We start from the raw sequence: 16,548 nt of genomic DNA on the forward strand, positions 1-16,548 counted from the left end.
TTATTAGGGTAATTATAAAATTCAAAAACATTTTTAGTATAACTTTTAGAGGATACTAAATGCCAGGCTCACTTTAGTACCTTGTATTCCACTATCTATTTTAAGCCGGGCATTCAATTCATCGGCCCGCGACTTAATATTAAATAAGCCATTGCCCCCTGTGGTGCTTCCTCCCTCGGCGTCCTTTCGTGCCAGATCAAAGCCTACACCGTCATCTGTTATTTGCAACTCAATATCGTAATTAGTTAGCCGGATATCAACTGTTAAATTTTTACAACCGGAATGCTTTATAGCATTATTCAACGACTCTTTAAGTATCAGGAAGAAATTTTTCCGGGCAGCCATTTCAAGCGTAAGTCTCAATAACTTATTATCACAATTAAAGGCAAAATGGATGTTTTGAGCCACACAAAGAGGCTGGGCATAAGATCGTATCTTCTGCACAATACTATCCATGTGATCGTTTTTTGGATTGATAGTCCAGACAATATCCGACATTTCACTGATGGTTTCATTTGCGGTATCACCTATAGTATTTAATAACTCACTCAACTTATCTGCTTTTTGCTGTTGCTGGTAAATTTTAGCTACCTGACTATAAATGGATATACTACTTAGCGTTGATCCTATATGATCATGCAGATCCTGGGCTATACCGTTCCTGATGGCCTGCCTTTTCATATATTCATTGATACGGTAGCGGTAAAGGAAATAACCAATTGGCACTATAGTAATAATTATCAGCAGGTAAAACCACCATTGACGCCAAAATGGAGGCCTTATGATAATGGTAATACATGTAAATTTATTTACTACATTACCCTTCCAGTTGCAGGCCCTTACCTTGAACAGATATTTACCGCCGGGCAGATTGGAGTAGCTTGCAAAGTTACGTTTGGTAGCCTCGATCCAGCCCTTGTCAAATCCCTCCAACATGTAATCATAATGCACATGGTTGCTGCTGTATTCGGGAGCTGAAAACTCCAGCGAAAAATAGTTTTCGCGATAATTTAGTTTAATGGTTTTATTTTCGAGCAAATGACTAAAAGAGGTATTGAATATCTTAAAATCGGTAAAGTAAACATCTGGGTCGCTGGTTATTTTGTGGATATTGGCAGGATTAAATTCAATATAAAAATTTGAGCCGCCGGCATACATGTTATTGTATTTATCAGTATAAACATAACCTTTAACGCCGCCATTCTTTTGAAGGTTGGGCAAATCGTAACAGCTATATATACGTGTAAGTGGGTTATATTGATGCATATGCCCGTTACATATCATCCAAACATTACCGCTCGGGTCCGATTGCATACCCTCGGTTAAGTTACTCGATTCTTTGATATGGGTAAACTTACCATCGACGGTATTAAAATAATTAAGTCCGCCGCCGTAGGTACTTATCCAGAGATTACCTTTTTTATCTCCCTCAATATCATAAACATCGTTACTGCTAATAGAGGTATTATCACCACGGTCAGCAGTAAAATATTTAATGGAAGGAATATTTTGCGACCAGTCACCCAAACCAAATTTATTAGTGGCCAGCCACAAACCACCTTTTTTATCCTTGTAGAATTTTTTGATCAGGTTATCCTTGATATTTAGTTTACTTATAATTTTTTTTACCGAATCAACTCTTGAAATCCATTTTTTATCAGTAAGGTCATAATAAGTGATGTAATGCCCGTAGGGTGAAACCACCAGTACAGGGTGAGCATCAATCGTATCGCGAACAATGGATACTATGCGCGAGTTGATGAGCCTTTTCATCACCACATCGGATGAAGTGTTGGGCAAAAGAGTTACCCTATTGCTTATCGCGTCATATGTAAACAAGGTATAATCGGTACCTAAATAAAACGTTTTATCTTTATCAATAAAAAACTTAGTTACAGCCAAGGGTTCCCCATTAAAGGATAATTTACGGTATTCAAATTTTTCTGCTCCGGGCAGTTTGGTAAATATCCCACGGCTGGTAGCTATCCATAGCTTATCATGCTCATCTTTATAAAAATCATAAACAGTGGCATCCTTATCGATGGGTAAATAATATTGCTTAAACGGCGAATAAACCGGATCATGAATGCTTACGCCATTATTGGTACCTATCCATACAATACCGCTGCGGTCAATAAAAACGGTATTTACATGATTATCAATCAGTGATCCATCCGTAAAACGATCATGCTGATAGCTGATAAATTTATGTTCGGGCATATTATAAACTAGAACGCCCGTATTTTTACAAGCCATCCAGATGTTTTTATGCTTGTCTTCGGTAAATGAGGTTACCTCATCCCGAGATAAGGGAGTTGATCCTATTACCGGTTTGATGTTTTTTTCGATGTGCGTTACCGGGTCGTAATGATATAATATGTTGTCCCAATCGCTAAACCACATATTATGATTACTATCCTGGAAAATAGAAGAGATAGAGGTATGTGGCATTTTGGTATAATAATTCTTATAATGCTCATCAACCTTATATTGCAGCGTATGGACATTAATTTTCAAAAGCCCACCACCAGCGCGGCCAACCCAAAGCGTATCAGTGCCCGCCATAGCCAATGATAAAATACCGCTGCCACCTTTTTTTACCGGGATATCAAATTTTTCTGTTTGTTTATTAAACCTTACTGCATAATTATTGCCCGTTGCCAGCCACAAATTACCTATTCCATCGTCTGCTATTTTGCTAATGCCATTATCAGGAATGCCGTTGGGTTTACGTGGATTATACTTAAACTGTTTAAACTGCCTGGAGGCAGATAAATGATAATTATAGCGGGTTAATCCACCATCAGAGGTGGCTATCCAGATAATGTCGTTTTTATCTTCGTGCATATCAGTAATGATATTGCCCGAAATGCAGGTGGTATCATTAGGCTGACTTTTAAATATGGTGACGTACTGACCGTCATACCTGTTTAAACCATCCTCGGTACCAAACCATAAAAAACCACGCTTATCCTGCATTATGCAATTCACTTTATCATGTGACAGGCCGTTATCTGTCCCAATGTTTCTAAAAAAAGGCTTCTCGGTTTGTGCTGAAGCTGTATTAATTAATAAAAAGATGGTCAGGGATAATAAACTGATACAGTTGATGATCAAACTGATCAGTCGCGGAGCGGAACGATGTTTCATTAAAGCCAGGGGTATTATGCTATTTCGAAATAGGTGTATATTTTACTTCTATCACGTAATCGGCAAAGATATAGTTGCCTGCGACTTTAATTTATATTATCTGCTTTTTTTACAATCCCTGAGTTTAAATAACAATACAGGCAGTTAATAAACCAGCCTGTATTGCTATTATAAGTTAAAAAAGAGATTAGTTTGCTGGTGCCGCTGCTGTAACAGTATTTTCAACAGGCCATGTACCCGGACCTACGCTAACACCTTTGTTGTTTCCTTTTATTCCGCCATCGGCGCCAAAGAAATACATTGGCCAGCCTTTAAAAGTTAACTGTGTTTTTCCAAAAACAGTAATTGTTCCAAACTGTGATTTATCCAAAATTGAAGGCACGTTTAAAACTTTAGCGATTTCGAAAATAGGCCAAACACTGTTGTTTGAAAAATCAGCTTTGGTGTAGGTATTGGTATTGGCTTTGTCTTTTTTAAAGCTGTATAGCGTTCTGCCTCTGTCGTCAGTAATGTATTGCACAACTTCGGTTCCGGCAACGTATTGACTGGTGTACTGAACGCCGTCATTTCCGGTTAGCTGCTCATTAGCCAGCATTACGGTATAATCGGGTTTTGATACAAACCAGGTTTTACCAATTCCATCGCCATTGGTATCGCCGGCTTTGGTGTCACCAGAGTAATAATATAGTGGCCATCCTTTGTAGGTAGTTTGTTTACTGCCATCGGCACGGGTGATGGTACCAAAATCGGCAGTATTAAGGCCTGTCGCTACCGAAGCATCGGCGGCGTTAAAGGCAGGCCAGGTAACCGCGCAGTTACCGTTACAGTTTGATTTATCTGCTGCATCAACAGCAAAACTATATAAAGTACGACCGCTTTTATCGGTTAATATGCTGCCGAATTTAGCATTGTTAGCTAATTGAACTGTAGCTGCTGGCTGATTTTGTGGCTGACTTGGTGGAGGATTACCCTGGTTGTATCCGTTGTTGTTATTATCTTTTGAGCATGAAGCCAGGCCAACAACCAGTGTTAAGGCAAAAAAGGTGCTTGATTTTAATAAGTTAAGTTTCATGGTTAAATGGTTTTTCAAATTATTTTTTTTTCTGCTTGATATAAAAATTCTTGCTGGCCAGCCTGATCATTTTTATGTTCATATTTAGTTACTCCAAGCTCGTTCTTATAAGGGTAACTTTTGTTAATTATTACATCACAAAGGTGGCTCATTATCCCTATCCCTACTGCCACCAATTCAGGGGCATCGGTATCACCACAATTAGGGATACATCCCCCAAAATGGGGATGCTTATTAACCAGGCTCTTTAAAACAAAACCTGCCCGGTATAAAATACCAAGGCAGGTGTACACGCATAGATGTGTTGTTATCAATTTGCCTATTGCAAAATGCAGGTCATGAGGGTATGAAATTTAGAGCTGGAAATTTTTAATTTATGTACTTAAACAATACCCGGCCATCACGTTTGATCTGCCAGGCGGTTATTGGGTTCATATGATACCCATTGATCTGGGATCCCCTGGCATCAATTAGCTGTTGAAGTGTTGGTTGAGTATAATTAGTTTCGTCAATTGCCCGGCTCATGATCTCTGTTTCATCGCCTTTCCATTGCCATAAATAACGAAAATATGTGTGGGCTTTATCCAATACCGGTTCCTGCAGCCGGGCGGCATTCCAGGTTTTACCAGCATCGGTACTTACCTCAACCTGAACCACCTTACCCCTGCCCGACCAGGCTATACCGCGTATCTCTACCCACCCACGTTCCAATTGATTGGGGTATGCCGGATAAGTAATGATGGAGCGTGCATCCATCTCGAAACTAAACTGGCGTATACGGTCTTTTACCGGGTAAGTATATTTTGAGGTTTCTTCCCGGGTCATGAAGGGAGCGTCAGACAGTTCCAATCTGCGTAACCACTTGATGCAGGTATTCCCCTCCCATCCTGGCAATAATAAACGCATGGGATAACCTTGCTCCGGTCGTATAGCCTCACCATTTTGTGCATAAACAATCATAGCGTCATCAAAACCCTTTTTTACGGGGATGCTGCGAGTCATCACTGCTGCATCCGAGCCTTCAGCTAAAAACCAGGTGGCTTTGGGCTGCACGCCTACCTCGCGAAACAAAGTGGAAAGCATTAACCCTGTCCACTCACTCTGACTTGTAAGACCACAGATCTCCTGTGGGTTCATCGTTTCTTTACCCGACCGAAAATTACCTGAACACTCCAGAAAACAGGTACGCGTTACAGAAGGGAAACGTTTCAGATCGGTCAGCTTAAAAACCATGGGGTTATCGACCATGCCATGTATCAACAATTCATGTTTTTCCGGATCGATAAGTGGCACACCCGCGTGATGACGTTCATAATGCAGATCGGATGGGGTTAACGAACTGTACAGATCCTGCAAAGGTGTACGTGATGATGTATCAGACTTTATACGCACCGGATGCTCAAATGGTGAGCGTTTGCCTGCCACACTTGGCCCGGGCCCTATTCGTTTAGTAGGGTCATCAATTTTTAATAATGGTTGCTGGGCCGATACCTGTATCCACTTACCCAATGAGGACTGCATAGCTACAATGGCCGTGGTTGCGGCCCCGCCCAATAGTAAGCGCCGACTTATCTTTTTATGGGTAAATGGTTGATCTTCTTTCACTTTGTTGTCCTGACTTTCCATATCAACGTACTTCGGGGCCGCCATGACGGTCGTCATTAATAAACAATTGCTGAGCTGGCATTACTATCTGCGGCAGGCTTTTAGCATCAAGCATGGCATCAGCCTTAATAATTTTATTGGCGTTGAGCAAATATGCGGTTACACTATATACCTCATTATCTGTCAACGAGCCTGGTAAATTGTAAGGCATAGCCCGGCGGATATAATCAAATACAGTACTAGCGTAGGGCCAATAATTTCCTATGGCCTTTACCTTTGAAGTGCTATCACTTACCAAAACAGGCGCAGGTAACTTCGCGTCTGGTGGTAAAGCTTTTTCTAGCGATCCATGACAGGCCATACACTTAGTATTATAAATCACTCTGCCTTGAACTACAGTACCTGATCCCGGAGGCAGGCCCAATCCATCTGACCTCACATCAATATCCCAAGCCATTATTTGCTGCTGGGTAGCTGGTTTACCAAAGCCAAAGCTGGTGGGCCATTGTGTAGTATCAGCCCCAAAACCGGAGACGTTTACAGTCGCCAGTTTATTATTGTATGCCCCAAGTATGACAATAACACACAAGCCCAGGGCAATTGCCAAAAATGTATTACCAATATTAAACCGCTTTGGCATAATTCATTGACATCAGAATAAGATAAAGGCGATAGCCAGCGTAATAAATATATTAAAGGTTTGTGCTATCAAAAAAGCGTACAAAGGCTTTTTACTATTTTGATCAAACAGTTCTTTAAAGTTGGTTTCCAGGCCAATGCTGGTAAACGCAAGCGCAAACCATAGACCTTGTAAGTTTTTTAAGCTGTCTTTTACATGGGCGCCGGTTTCCGGCGAAATAAAGAAGGAGAATAATAGTGATGCGCTAATAAAGCCCAAAACAAACTTGGGGAAACGCTCCCAGATCACTTTTAGCGTAGGCTTTTTATCCGGATCAGTACCAGCAGGATGTTTGGTATATGTCCAGTAGATGGAGATAGCAAAAGCAGCCAAACCTAAAAGCACATTTTGTGAGAATTTAACGATGGTACTTATCTTCAAAGCTACTTCGCCCACTAATGATCCTGATGCTACAACGGCCCCCGTGGTATCAATACTACCGCCCAGCCATGCACCGGTTACTTCATCCTTAAAATGAAAATAATGGGCGATCATCGGCATAAATATCATCATAGGTACCGCCGTAATAAGTACCATAGATATTACATACGATAGCTTTTTGGAATCACCTTTGATAGCTCCGGCCGTGGCAATAGCCGCGGATACACCGCAAATAGATACCGCGCTGGATATCATCATGGCTATTTCATCGTCGACCTTAAGCTTTTTACAAACCCAGAAAGCGAAATACCAAACTGAAGTTACCACCAATAAGGCTTGAATAAGCCCTAATGAACCAGCTTTTAATATATCTGAAAAGATAACGCTGGTACCCAACAAAACCAAACCTATTTTGACGTAAAGCTCGGTTGACAAAGCCGATTTAAACCAATCGGGCAGCTTGAAGAGATTGCCAATGAGCAATCCGATCACCAGGCTGAATATCACAGCTTCCAGTCCATAATATTTGATCTGTTTATTACCCGCTATAATTAGTGCAATAATGGTAAGCACGTAAACCAAAGGAAACATGATCAGGAAGTTTTTGAGCGATTTGCCCATAATTAAAGCACCGACAGCGGCGATCACAAAAACAAACAGGAATTGAACGCCGACAGCACCCAGATTTGCGGGCTTGAGCACATCACTAAATAGCTGATCGGTAGTGGCCCAGCCAAATTTGGGCACAGTTAGAGTAAGGCCGCCGATACTAAGCAGGATGATCAGCGAGCCAAGGATTACTACCGTCCAGTCTTCGTGTAAGGTTATTTTTTTGGTGGATGACATAAATTTATTATAAGTTAATTTGGTGGCTAATTAATTGACAGGTTTAATATTTGCCTGCCTGCAATTTACTATCTTTTAAAGCATAAGGCCTGTTCACTTTATCAAGCACTACATAAATGGAATCCTTACGTTCATTGATGCCTTTTAAAATAACATGACTGCCATCGGTAGTAGTGTAGCTCAATATCATGTGATTTCGCTTACGTTTGTCTTTTAATTCTTCTGCAATGCCCAGGGTACGACGGTTGGAGAGAGCAATTTTATCAATAGCTGTATTTTCATCGCGAATGTTTACCCGGGCTTCCTTAGGTATCCAGTCTTTTTTATCGCCTTTACCTTTTTTCCCTTTTGCACTGGCTTTATCCCATTTTCCCTTTCCCTTTTTCCCCCGGTTTGATGCTACATATTTATCCTGTAGGTAAAGCACGTGATTTACAGTATCAGCCTCATAATAAAACACCCGCTGACCACCGGCTACACCCGTAAGTTCAAATGTCCGGTTAATATCTCGCATGGGTGAACCGCCTCCATTGGAAAGATCAAGAGGCACAGGCCTATTGACTTTAAATGTGAGTGTAGACCAGTTTTCAAACGTAGCTTCACTCCATCGTACAGAATCCAGTGGTGAATAAGAGATCTCCTGATTATTGATCTTAAATGTACTTACCTCATAATTACCTCTTAATTCTTTTACCCCTGTTGTTGCGGGTTGTTTGTAAGGGTCATATCTGAAGTTGATGTACTGGATATAAAACAACACAACCAGGAATATCCAGATGGTGGCTACCTTTAAAACTACGCGGGTATATTTCAACCACTTTTGAGAGATGACCGGGTAAAAATTTGTTGGTATTGTGTCTCGTTCTAATATCAGCAGATTATATAGCTTCGGTACATCGTAAATAATTAAGAATGTCGCAAACAGTACAAAATACGAAGCATAAACATGTACGCCTCCATCATAAGAAAAGTTCACAAAGGTAATATCGCCTAAAGCACCGAAAAGCAATATAGCGCCCAGCAAAGTGGTTTTTCTGAAAAATAATAAAGCACCGGCCAATACTTCAACCACGCCGGCGAATACCTGGTACCAAGGTACAATGCCGATAGACAGCCAATATATTTTTTGCGCCGTCAAATCGCCAAAATTGGTATTCAATATACCCAGCGAAGGATAAGGTAGCTGCACCGGGAATAATTTGGTAAAGCCAAAACCAATAATGCCAATACCTGCCCGGTAACGTACAATTACCCGCAGCCAATAATACAAAGTTTCATAGTTTTTGGTTTTACCACGATCAATAGCTGTCCATATCAAACCGCCAACAATACCTATAGCTAATACAGCCAACCAATCGGCATATCCCATCAAATTATAAGCCGGTGTCTGGAATCGCACCAGCGATGGCTGGAAACGGGCAATATCATACAGGTCGCGGTAATGCAGATGAAACCAGTTGATCCCGATCAGATTCTTATACCATTCGCTCGTCATAGGGATACTCATGAGCACAAAAAACACAAAGGCAATACGGAATAGCACTTTTTGATATGGCTTCCATACTTTCTTTACTGTCTGTGCCGAGATAGTTGCAGATGCTGTCTGATACCGCCCGGATACTTCTGAAATATTGATATCGTTTGATTGAATTTCTACTGACATGATAAATTCTTTAAATGGTGGTCATTAAAGTTTAATTGCCCGGTTGCGGCCACTTGCGGCTTCCTGCAAAAGATATTTTTTATTGATCTTATGAAGTACTGCATAAATTGTATCGCGTCGGTCGACGCCTGTTAATACCAGACTTGAGATATCAGGCCTGGTATAGTTCAATACCAGCTTATCGTTAGGATAATTGTGGTTTTTATTCTGCAGAACAAGCTGCTGTTTGGCTGCATCAATCTGATAACTATAGTATTGCCTTCCGATGGAACCCGCTTCTTCATATCTGCGGTCGGCATCTTTATCATTAATTTCCTCTGTAACAGCCGAATCAATTTTCACCTGTTTATTGGTACCGATACTGATTGTTGCCCATTTTTCAAATACCACATTCTTCCAGCGGCTGGTATCTGTTGCCGAATAAGCTAATACTTTACTGTTTACTCTAAACTCGCTTACATCATACAAACCGGCAGCATCTTTTAAACCCGCTGTTTGCGGATACTGGTAAACCGACTGATGATAAGCCGACCAGGTTTTATAGCCGTATAAGAACACAAAAAAGAAAATGAATGCTGTTTTGATTACTAACCGGTTGCGTTTCCAATTGACTGATAATTCCAATTTAAAATGATTTGCCTTTACCTTCTTTTCTAAACCTATCAGCACAAACAATCTGATTATATCAAAAGCCAGCAGGAATAGTCCCAACGTGATCAGGTAAAGGCTATAAACAGCCTCTCCCCCTTCATAAGCAAGGTTTGACATAAACACGTTACCAGTAAACACTACTACTATCAGGGCACCAATAGTTGATGTTTTGCGGAACAATAGCAGCCCGCCTGCCAGCAACTCAACCAAACCCAGGAATGATTCATAATTGGGTACAATACCCAAGCTTAACGAAAATAACTTCCAGCGACTAAATTCGCCATAATGGGTATTCAGGTTGCTGATAGAAGGATATGGCGATTGCAGTGGAAAAAACTTAATAAAACCATAGGCAATGATCCCTATAGCCAGGCGATAACGTACAATAACTCGCACCCAATAATAAAGGCGGTCATAGTTTTTTACATTTCTATCGCGGTAATTCCATATAACCGCACCAATAATGGCAATAAGCAATATCATCAACCAATCAGCATAAGAGTTAAGCCCCCAGCCAGTTGTTGTACCATTCCCGAATATTTGCGGCGTATACCGGCTGATATAAAATATATCACTAAAACGCAGGTGCAGCCAATTGATGGAGAATAGATTACGATAGTACTTCCAGTCGAGCGGAACAGCTTGTAACAGGAAGTAAATTGAAAAGATGCGAAAAGCCCATTTCTCATATCCTTTCCAGTCTGTTTGAGGTAAGCCCCCTTTTAGTGCATTCATGGTTATAATTTGCTTTGGTAGTTTGTAGACGCCGGAGGCAGGTTCGAACTGCCGTTAAGAGTTTTGCAGACCCTCACTTAGCCACTCAGTCATCCGGCTATTATGTCCTGTTATTATTGATTGTTTGCTGTTTTAGTTGATGCTGGTGAGGGCAATATGGCCTTGCGGTTTAGCAGGTCGAATTTTTCCCCTTTTTTGAGATAGTAGAAAGGTCCGTTGTTGCCCGAATCACTGGATGGATTTTTTACCGCCCCGGCAAAGTTGCGGGCATCATAGATTCCGACATAGGATACACCAATCACTTCAAAAGTATTTTGATGCACCACGATGGCTGTACTTTCGTCAATACCAATACCCAGCAGATCGGGGCGGCTTTTGATAAAACTCAACAGATCAAACTGGCGGTTGCGTTTCAGGATATGCTGGTCGATAGCTACATTATGGATAAAATCCAGGCCTTGGGTATGATCACCCACTAATATTGTGTTCCCCTTGGTATCGCCCCTGAATAGGTACGAACCCTGTATGGTGGCCCCTGCTGAGGTACCGCCGATAACACCACCACGATCCAATAAAGCTTTAAATTCTTTTTGGGTCAATGTTCCCAGATATGCATCCGCGATTTTCCATTGACGACCGCCCTCAAACCAAACACCAGTGGCCTGGCGAATGGGTTCTACAAACTTTTCGGTATTGGCCACTTTCGGATCGCGGGTATGCAGCGTGGTTACATTTTTAACACCGAGCTCCTGAAGTTTTTTAACAGTTTTATCGTTCTTTACTACGGTGGAGTCATCACCCGCGGTAGGCACGTAAATGATATTTGCATTGGCCCCACCGGCCAGCTCCACAAACCTGGTCCAGATCTCCGGACCAACATTACCTCCACCTACAATAACCAACGAGCCTTTTTCGGGACCAACAGGGTTGGTTTTGTTTTGTGCTAATACACTAGCTGCGTTAAAAAATGCCAGGGCTAAGAATAAATTGATGATCTTTTTCATTATAATAATGTTTTGATGATTAATATCCAGGGTTAGGTGTCAGATCGGGATCGGCCAATAATTCGCTTGCCGGTATCGGGAACAGGTATTTGGTTTGATCGGTAATACCCAATACTGCAGCCACACGATTGGTACGCACCAGGTTAAACCAACGATCGGTCTCGAATGGAAATTCTACTCTCCTTTCCGCTTCAATAGCCAACAGGATATCAGCTTGAGTAATTGCAGTAGTAGCAGCCACTCCAGAGCGATCACGAACGGCATTCAGATCCTGTAAAGCACCAGAAAGATTTCCTTGTTGTGCACGGGCTTCTGCTCTGACCAGGTAAACCTCGGCCACACGAATAATATAGGCCGGGTCTGTTCCCAAAGGATTGCGATAATATAACTTACCATACCATAAGTTACCCGGAGGCGCAGTTTGTGCTATCAAAGCGCTACGTCCGCCGCCTATAGTTGGATCATTCAATAAAGAAACCAATGTGCTTGATGGCGCCCATTCCCTGCGGCCGCCCAATGCCGGTGGCAAAAACCATACGCTATGGCCATTTTTGAAGGAGGTACTATAAGCGATCTCAAAAACTGACTCCGATGTAGCGACAGCATTATTGGCAAAAAACGCGCTGTATGGTTTCAATAAATTGTAATTGGCATTATCACTAATGATCTTGGTAGCGTATTGCTCAGCCAGATCCCATTGTTTATTGTACAGATAAAATCTGGCCTTTAAAGCCCAGACGGTTTTCTGTGTAAAGCGGTTGCGGTTGGTAGTAGCCGGCAATAACCCTTCGGCTGCATTAAGGTCTTTTAAAATCTGGGCATAGGTATCAGCCAAACTACTGCGTTTAATCCCGGCATGATCTGACGGTGTATGCGTTGGCGTTAATATCAATTGTACACCGCCCCAGCCACGCGCCAGGTCAAAGTACGATAATGCCCTAACCGCATATGCTTCGCCAAGGTATTGATTTTTGGTAGCCGTGGTAAACAGCGGATCAGTAACCTTTGGAACTGCTTCTAAAATATAGTTGGCTGATAAAATAGTTTTGTAGATGGCGCCCCAGGCATTACCAATATAGCTGTTAAAAGCGGTGGTTTTATGTGCCGATATTTCCTGTGGCGCCGCCTGTGAGCCCGTCCATACCACATCACTGCCATACAAGTAAGAGATAGCCGGGAAATTAGAACCATAATAGTTATCGGCCCCCAGGCTGTTGTACATGCCATTAACCGCAGTACCGGCGCTACCGGCATCAGTTATGGCCAGCGATTCATCCACCTGTTGCTGTGGCTGCACATCCAGGAACTTTTTGCAGGATGAAAATATCAGCAAAATGGGGAGTATATAAAGTATTCGTTTCATGTCTTATTCATTAATTCATTAAAAGGTGATATTAGCGCCAACTTGGAGTGTACGCGGAATTGGCGGTGTACCCAGATCGTACCCCTGCACGTTAGGATCGGCCGTTACATTGATCTCCGGGTCAGGGCCTTTGTAGTGTGTTAACAGCCACAGGTTCGACCCGCTAAAATAAATGCGCACCGATGCGGCTTTGATCCGTTCGGCAACAGTTTTAGGTAAGGTATAACCCAGGTTTACATTGCTCAATCTCAGGAATGATCCATCCTCGATAAAACGGCTCACCGGACTTAAAGTATAATTAGAGCCCAGGGCAGTTAAGCGAGGCACATCGGTAATATCACCCGGCTTTTGCCAGCGTTTAAGCTGGTAAGTATCCATAGCCCGACGGTCGTCACGTGTACCTCCGCCCTCCAGAAAGTAAGCGTTGTTATTATATACCTTGTTACCGGTTTCAAAATTGAAGAAGATGCTCAGGTCAAATCCTTTATAAGTAAAAGTATTGTTGATACCGCCAAAGAACTTAGGTAAGCCGCTACCATCAAACACTTTGTCAGCAGCAGTTACGGTTGGGCCGCTGGTACCATCAGCATGCTGATAAATAGCATTACCTGTTTGCGGATCAACATACAATTGCTTATATACATAAAAAGAGTTCATGGACTGCCCCTGTTGCATCCGTATAGCCGCGTACGAAGCATCGATAGGAATAGGTAGCTTTTCAATCTTGTTGGCATTGTGCGAGATATTGAAACTGGTTTGCCAGGTAAATCCCTGGTTCTTGATATTGACGCTGTTAATAGCCAGTTCAAAACCTTTATTGCTCATCTCCCCCGCATTTTTGGTTATGGTAGCAAAGCCCGAGCTTTGAGGCAGTGGCAGGTTTAATAATAAGCCGGTAGTATATTTATCATATACATTAAATTCCAGGCTTAAACGATTATTAAAAAAGCCTGCATCCACTCCAACATTGATCTGACGGGTACTCTCCCATTTCAGATCGGGATTGGCTAACTGGTAAGGTACCGTACCGGGGTTGTCCTGATAGTTGGAGCCTGCCTGCCATAAGCCGCGTGATGCAAAATTGCTGATACCATTCTGGTTACCGGTTAAACCGATACTACCACGTATTTTCAGGTTACTAAGGAAATTGACATTCTTCAGAAAATCCTCTTCCTTTGCCTGCCAGGCAACACCTGCCGACGGGAAATATCCCCAGCGATGATCTGCACCGAATTTGGAAGACGCATCTGCACGGAAATTACCTTCTATAAAATATTTACCGGCGTAGTTGTAGGTAATCCTGGAGAAAAAGGACGAGAGGTTGTATTTATTTTCTGTTGATGAGGCTGTTGTAGTAGCAGCAGAAGCGATCTGCTGGAAAGAATCATTAGGGAAGTTTGTTCCTTGCGCAAAGGTTTGGGAATTCACACTGCCTTGCAGCGTATTACCAATCAGCGCGCTGAAAGCATGTTTGTTGGCGAAAACTTTATTATAGGTAAGCGTTTGTTCATTTGTCCAGATAGAATTGGTACTGATACTTGATGTACCCAAGTTATGATTAGCCGCCCCCAGGTTGGTCAGGCTGTTCCAGTATTGATATTCGTTGTAAGTGTTATAATCCACGCTCCAACTGGTGCGGAATTTCAGGTCGGGTGTAATATTGGCATCTGCATAGATATTACTGATCAAACGATCACTTTTGGAGTGCATGTTAGTATTATTGATCAGCACATCCAGGTTGTCAAAACCTGCCCATTTAGCCGGACTGCCATCTGCATTTACTTTTGGCAAATAGGTTGGTGTATGCAAGGCAGCCTGTAAAATTCCTCCCTGAGGCCCATCACCTACACGGGCGTTAGTACGATAAGTTTGTGATAATAAAGTACTGGTGCCGATACTAAAAACATTGCTTATTTTTTGATCAAGATTGAACTTAAAACTCCCGCGATTAAAATCGTTGGTTTTCAAGTCGGCCTGTTGGCTGTTATAACCACCGCCTACATAATATCGTGTTTTGTCGTTACCACCGGAGATCGAGGCGTCATAATTTTGCAAAAAACCAGTCCGGAACACATCATGCAAACGATCATAAGTAGGTTGATCCTGTGGTAATCCACGCGGAGCAGGCGAAGCGCCAGGGTTATCTGTTAGTGCCCTAAAAGGTTGGTATTTATAAGTAGTAGCTGCCGCTGTATTACCCGTGGCAATAGCATCAGCCTCGGTATTGCGGTAAAGTTCGTTTACCAGTTCCGCATGTTCCGGACCAGTTACAAGGTCCCACAGTTTAGGGGCTTTAGCAAATCCAAAATAGGTATTGAAGCTCACCTTTGGAGCAGTGTTGTATTTACCCCGTTTGGTAGTGATCAGTACCACGCCGTTAGCCGCACGTGCGCCATAGATTGCAGTAGCATCGGCATCTTTCAATATACTGATGCTTTCGATATCAGCAGGGTTAATGTCTGACAACGGATTATTAGCCTGGCCCTGGGTAGTAATCTTTTGTAGCGATTGATTATTGATAAAAACACCGTCAATAACATACAAAGGATCATTACCGGCATTGATAGATGTACTCCCTCTGATTCGGAAAAACAAACCATCACCGGGAATCCCGGTGCCGGCAGATACCTGTACACCTGCCGCCTTACCTTGTAATTGCTGATCAAAACTGGCTACTGGTTTGTTACGTACCTCATCGGCACTAACAGTGGATACTGAACCTGTTAATGATTTGCGGCTTTGAGTTCCATATCCCACCACAACCACATCATTTAATGCACGCACAGATTGCTTTAAAAGTATAGTAACCGGGCTGCCATTTGCTGTAACTTCTTGCTTATCATATCCTATATAAGTAATTATAAGTGTGTACGGAAATTTCTGTCCGGTTACAAAAGAGAATTTACCATCCCTATCTGTCGCTACCGAATGTGTTGTACCCAGTATCAATACTGCCGCACCGGGTAATGGTTCACGGGTAATAGCGTCAACTACAGTACCGTTTAAATGAGAATTGATGGTGGGTTGCTGTTCTGTTTGCGCAAACGATAAAACGGGGATAAAGAAGAGTAGAAGTAACTTAAAGAGCTTTTTATAAAATGATTTAGCATGGATATATATTTCCATATATTTAACAGGTTTTATTAATAATTTAATTATTAGGTGAAACTTAGCGGAAGGGTCAGTAAGTGATTGGCGTTACGTAGCTGATCTTTTCCGGAAAAATGAACCGGCGAGGCTTCCTTGCCGGTTTTTCTGTTGTTTTATAACTTCATCTGGAGATTTTTTTGCATAGTTATGCACTCAAGGCAACTTGACCTTAAAAGCACATTTAAGTGTTTTTTATCAGGAAAAAAGTATTAGTTGAAAAAGTAATTACCAGCAACAACAACACATGAC

Annotated in this window: 11 protein-coding genes and 1 tRNA gene; all 12 read right to left on the reverse strand. The window is 42.1% G+C overall.

The window, feature by feature from the left end; translation table 11 throughout:
* Positions 1–45: 45 nt before the first annotated feature.
* The 12 genes from ACTJKG_RS05920 to ACTJKG_RS05975 all read right to left on the reverse strand — a co-directional run bounded on the left by ACTJKG_RS05920 (position 46) and on the right by ACTJKG_RS05975 (position 16,275).
* On the reverse strand, positions 46–3,150 hold the full coding sequence (locus ACTJKG_RS05920; protein ID WP_440738617.1) for a ligand-binding sensor domain-containing protein: 3,105 nt from the start codon (positions 3,148–3,150) through the stop codon (positions 46–48).
* Between the two features lie 187 nt (positions 3,151–3,337).
* Positions 3,338–4,222 carry a hypothetical protein gene (locus ACTJKG_RS05925; RefSeq protein ID WP_172333231.1) on the reverse strand — a complete coding sequence of 295 codons (885 nt, stop codon included), beginning with the start codon at positions 4,220–4,222 and terminating at the stop codon, positions 3,338–3,340.
* Between the two features lie 14 nt (positions 4,223–4,236).
* Positions 4,237–4,515, reverse strand: a complete 279-nt coding sequence (locus ACTJKG_RS05930; RefSeq protein ID WP_172333230.1) for a hypothetical protein — start codon at positions 4,513–4,515, stop codon at positions 4,237–4,239.
* Between the two features lie 76 nt (positions 4,516–4,591).
* Entirely contained in the window at positions 4,592–5,872 is a 1,281-nt protein-coding gene (gene soxC, locus ACTJKG_RS05935; RefSeq protein WP_440738618.1) for a sulfite dehydrogenase, read from the reverse strand.
* Positions 5,850–6,467, reverse strand: a complete 618-nt coding sequence (locus ACTJKG_RS05940) for a c-type cytochrome (protein WP_172333229.1) — start codon at positions 6,465–6,467, stop codon at positions 5,850–5,852. Before ACTJKG_RS05940 ends, soxC begins: the two co-directional genes overlap by 23 nt.
* Before the next feature lie 12 nt (positions 6,468–6,479).
* On the reverse strand, positions 6,480–7,733 hold the full coding sequence (locus ACTJKG_RS05945; RefSeq protein WP_172333228.1) for a YeiH family protein: 1,254 nt from the start codon (positions 7,731–7,733) through the stop codon (positions 6,480–6,482).
* A 43-nt stretch (positions 7,734–7,776) separates the two neighbouring features.
* Positions 7,777–9,396: a hypothetical protein gene (locus ACTJKG_RS05950; protein WP_440738619.1), complete on the reverse strand. Its 1,620-nt coding sequence runs from the start codon at positions 9,394–9,396 to the stop codon at positions 7,777–7,779.
* Between the two features lie 24 nt (positions 9,397–9,420).
* Positions 9,421–10,782, reverse strand: a complete 1,362-nt coding sequence (locus tag ACTJKG_RS05955) for a DoxX family protein (protein ID WP_440738620.1) — start codon at positions 10,780–10,782, stop codon at positions 9,421–9,423.
* Positions 10,783–10,810: 28 nt separating this feature from the next.
* Positions 10,811–10,881: transfer RNA gene (locus tag ACTJKG_RS05960), tRNA-Cys, on the reverse strand.
* 14 nt (positions 10,882–10,895) lie between these two features.
* On the reverse strand, positions 10,896–11,786 hold the full coding sequence (locus ACTJKG_RS05965) for a cyanophycinase (protein ID WP_440738621.1): 891 nt from the start codon (positions 11,784–11,786) through the stop codon (positions 10,896–10,898).
* Between the two features lie 19 nt (positions 11,787–11,805).
* Complete coding sequence (locus tag ACTJKG_RS05970; protein ID WP_440738622.1) at positions 11,806–13,149, reverse strand: RagB/SusD family nutrient uptake outer membrane protein; 1,344 nt, start codon at positions 13,147–13,149, stop codon at positions 11,806–11,808.
* Positions 13,150–13,167: 18 nt separating this feature from the next.
* The gene (locus ACTJKG_RS05975; RefSeq protein WP_440738623.1) at positions 13,168–16,275 is read right to left on the reverse strand and encodes a SusC/RagA family TonB-linked outer membrane protein; all 3,108 of its coding nucleotides are present in this window, start codon (positions 16,273–16,275) and stop codon (positions 13,168–13,170) included.
* Between the last annotated feature and the right edge of the window lie 273 nt (positions 16,276–16,548).

The organism is Mucilaginibacter sp. 22184 (assembly GCF_052045695.1).
Taxonomy (GTDB): domain Bacteria; phylum Bacteroidota; class Bacteroidia; order Sphingobacteriales; family Sphingobacteriaceae; genus Mucilaginibacter.

Excerpts from the sequence above, each read along its gene's own strand:
- ACTJKG_RS05920 (WP_440738617.1), bottom strand. The coding sequence starts at position 3,150 with ATGAAACATCGTTCCGCTCCGCGACTGATCAGTTTGATCATCAACTGT.
- ACTJKG_RS05925 (WP_172333231.1), bottom strand. The coding sequence starts at position 4,222 with ATGAAACTTAACTTATTAAAATCAAGCACCTTTTTTGCCTTAACACTG.
- soxC (WP_440738618.1), bottom strand. The coding sequence starts at position 5,872 with ATGGCGGCCCCGAAGTACGTTGATATGGAAAGTCAGGACAACAAAGTG.
- ACTJKG_RS05940 (WP_172333229.1), bottom strand. The coding sequence starts at position 6,467 with ATGCCAAAGCGGTTTAATATTGGTAATACATTTTTGGCAATTGCCCTG.
- ACTJKG_RS05945 (WP_172333228.1), bottom strand. The coding sequence starts at position 7,733 with ATGTCATCCACCAAAAAAATAACCTTACACGAAGACTGGACGGTAGTA.
- ACTJKG_RS05950 (WP_440738619.1), bottom strand. The coding sequence starts at position 9,396 with ATGTCAGTAGAAATTCAATCAAACGATATCAATATTTCAGAAGTATCC.
- ACTJKG_RS05955 (WP_440738620.1), bottom strand. The coding sequence starts at position 10,782 with ATGAATGCACTAAAAGGGGGCTTACCTCAAACAGACTGGAAAGGATAT.
- ACTJKG_RS05965 (WP_440738621.1), bottom strand. The coding sequence starts at position 11,786 with ATGAAAAAGATCATCAATTTATTCTTAGCCCTGGCATTTTTTAACGCA.
- ACTJKG_RS05970 (WP_440738622.1), bottom strand. The coding sequence starts at position 13,149 with ATGAAACGAATACTTTATATACTCCCCATTTTGCTGATATTTTCATCC.
- ACTJKG_RS05975 (WP_440738623.1), bottom strand. The coding sequence starts at position 16,275 with ATGGAAATATATATCCATGCTAAATCATTTTATAAAAAGCTCTTTAAG.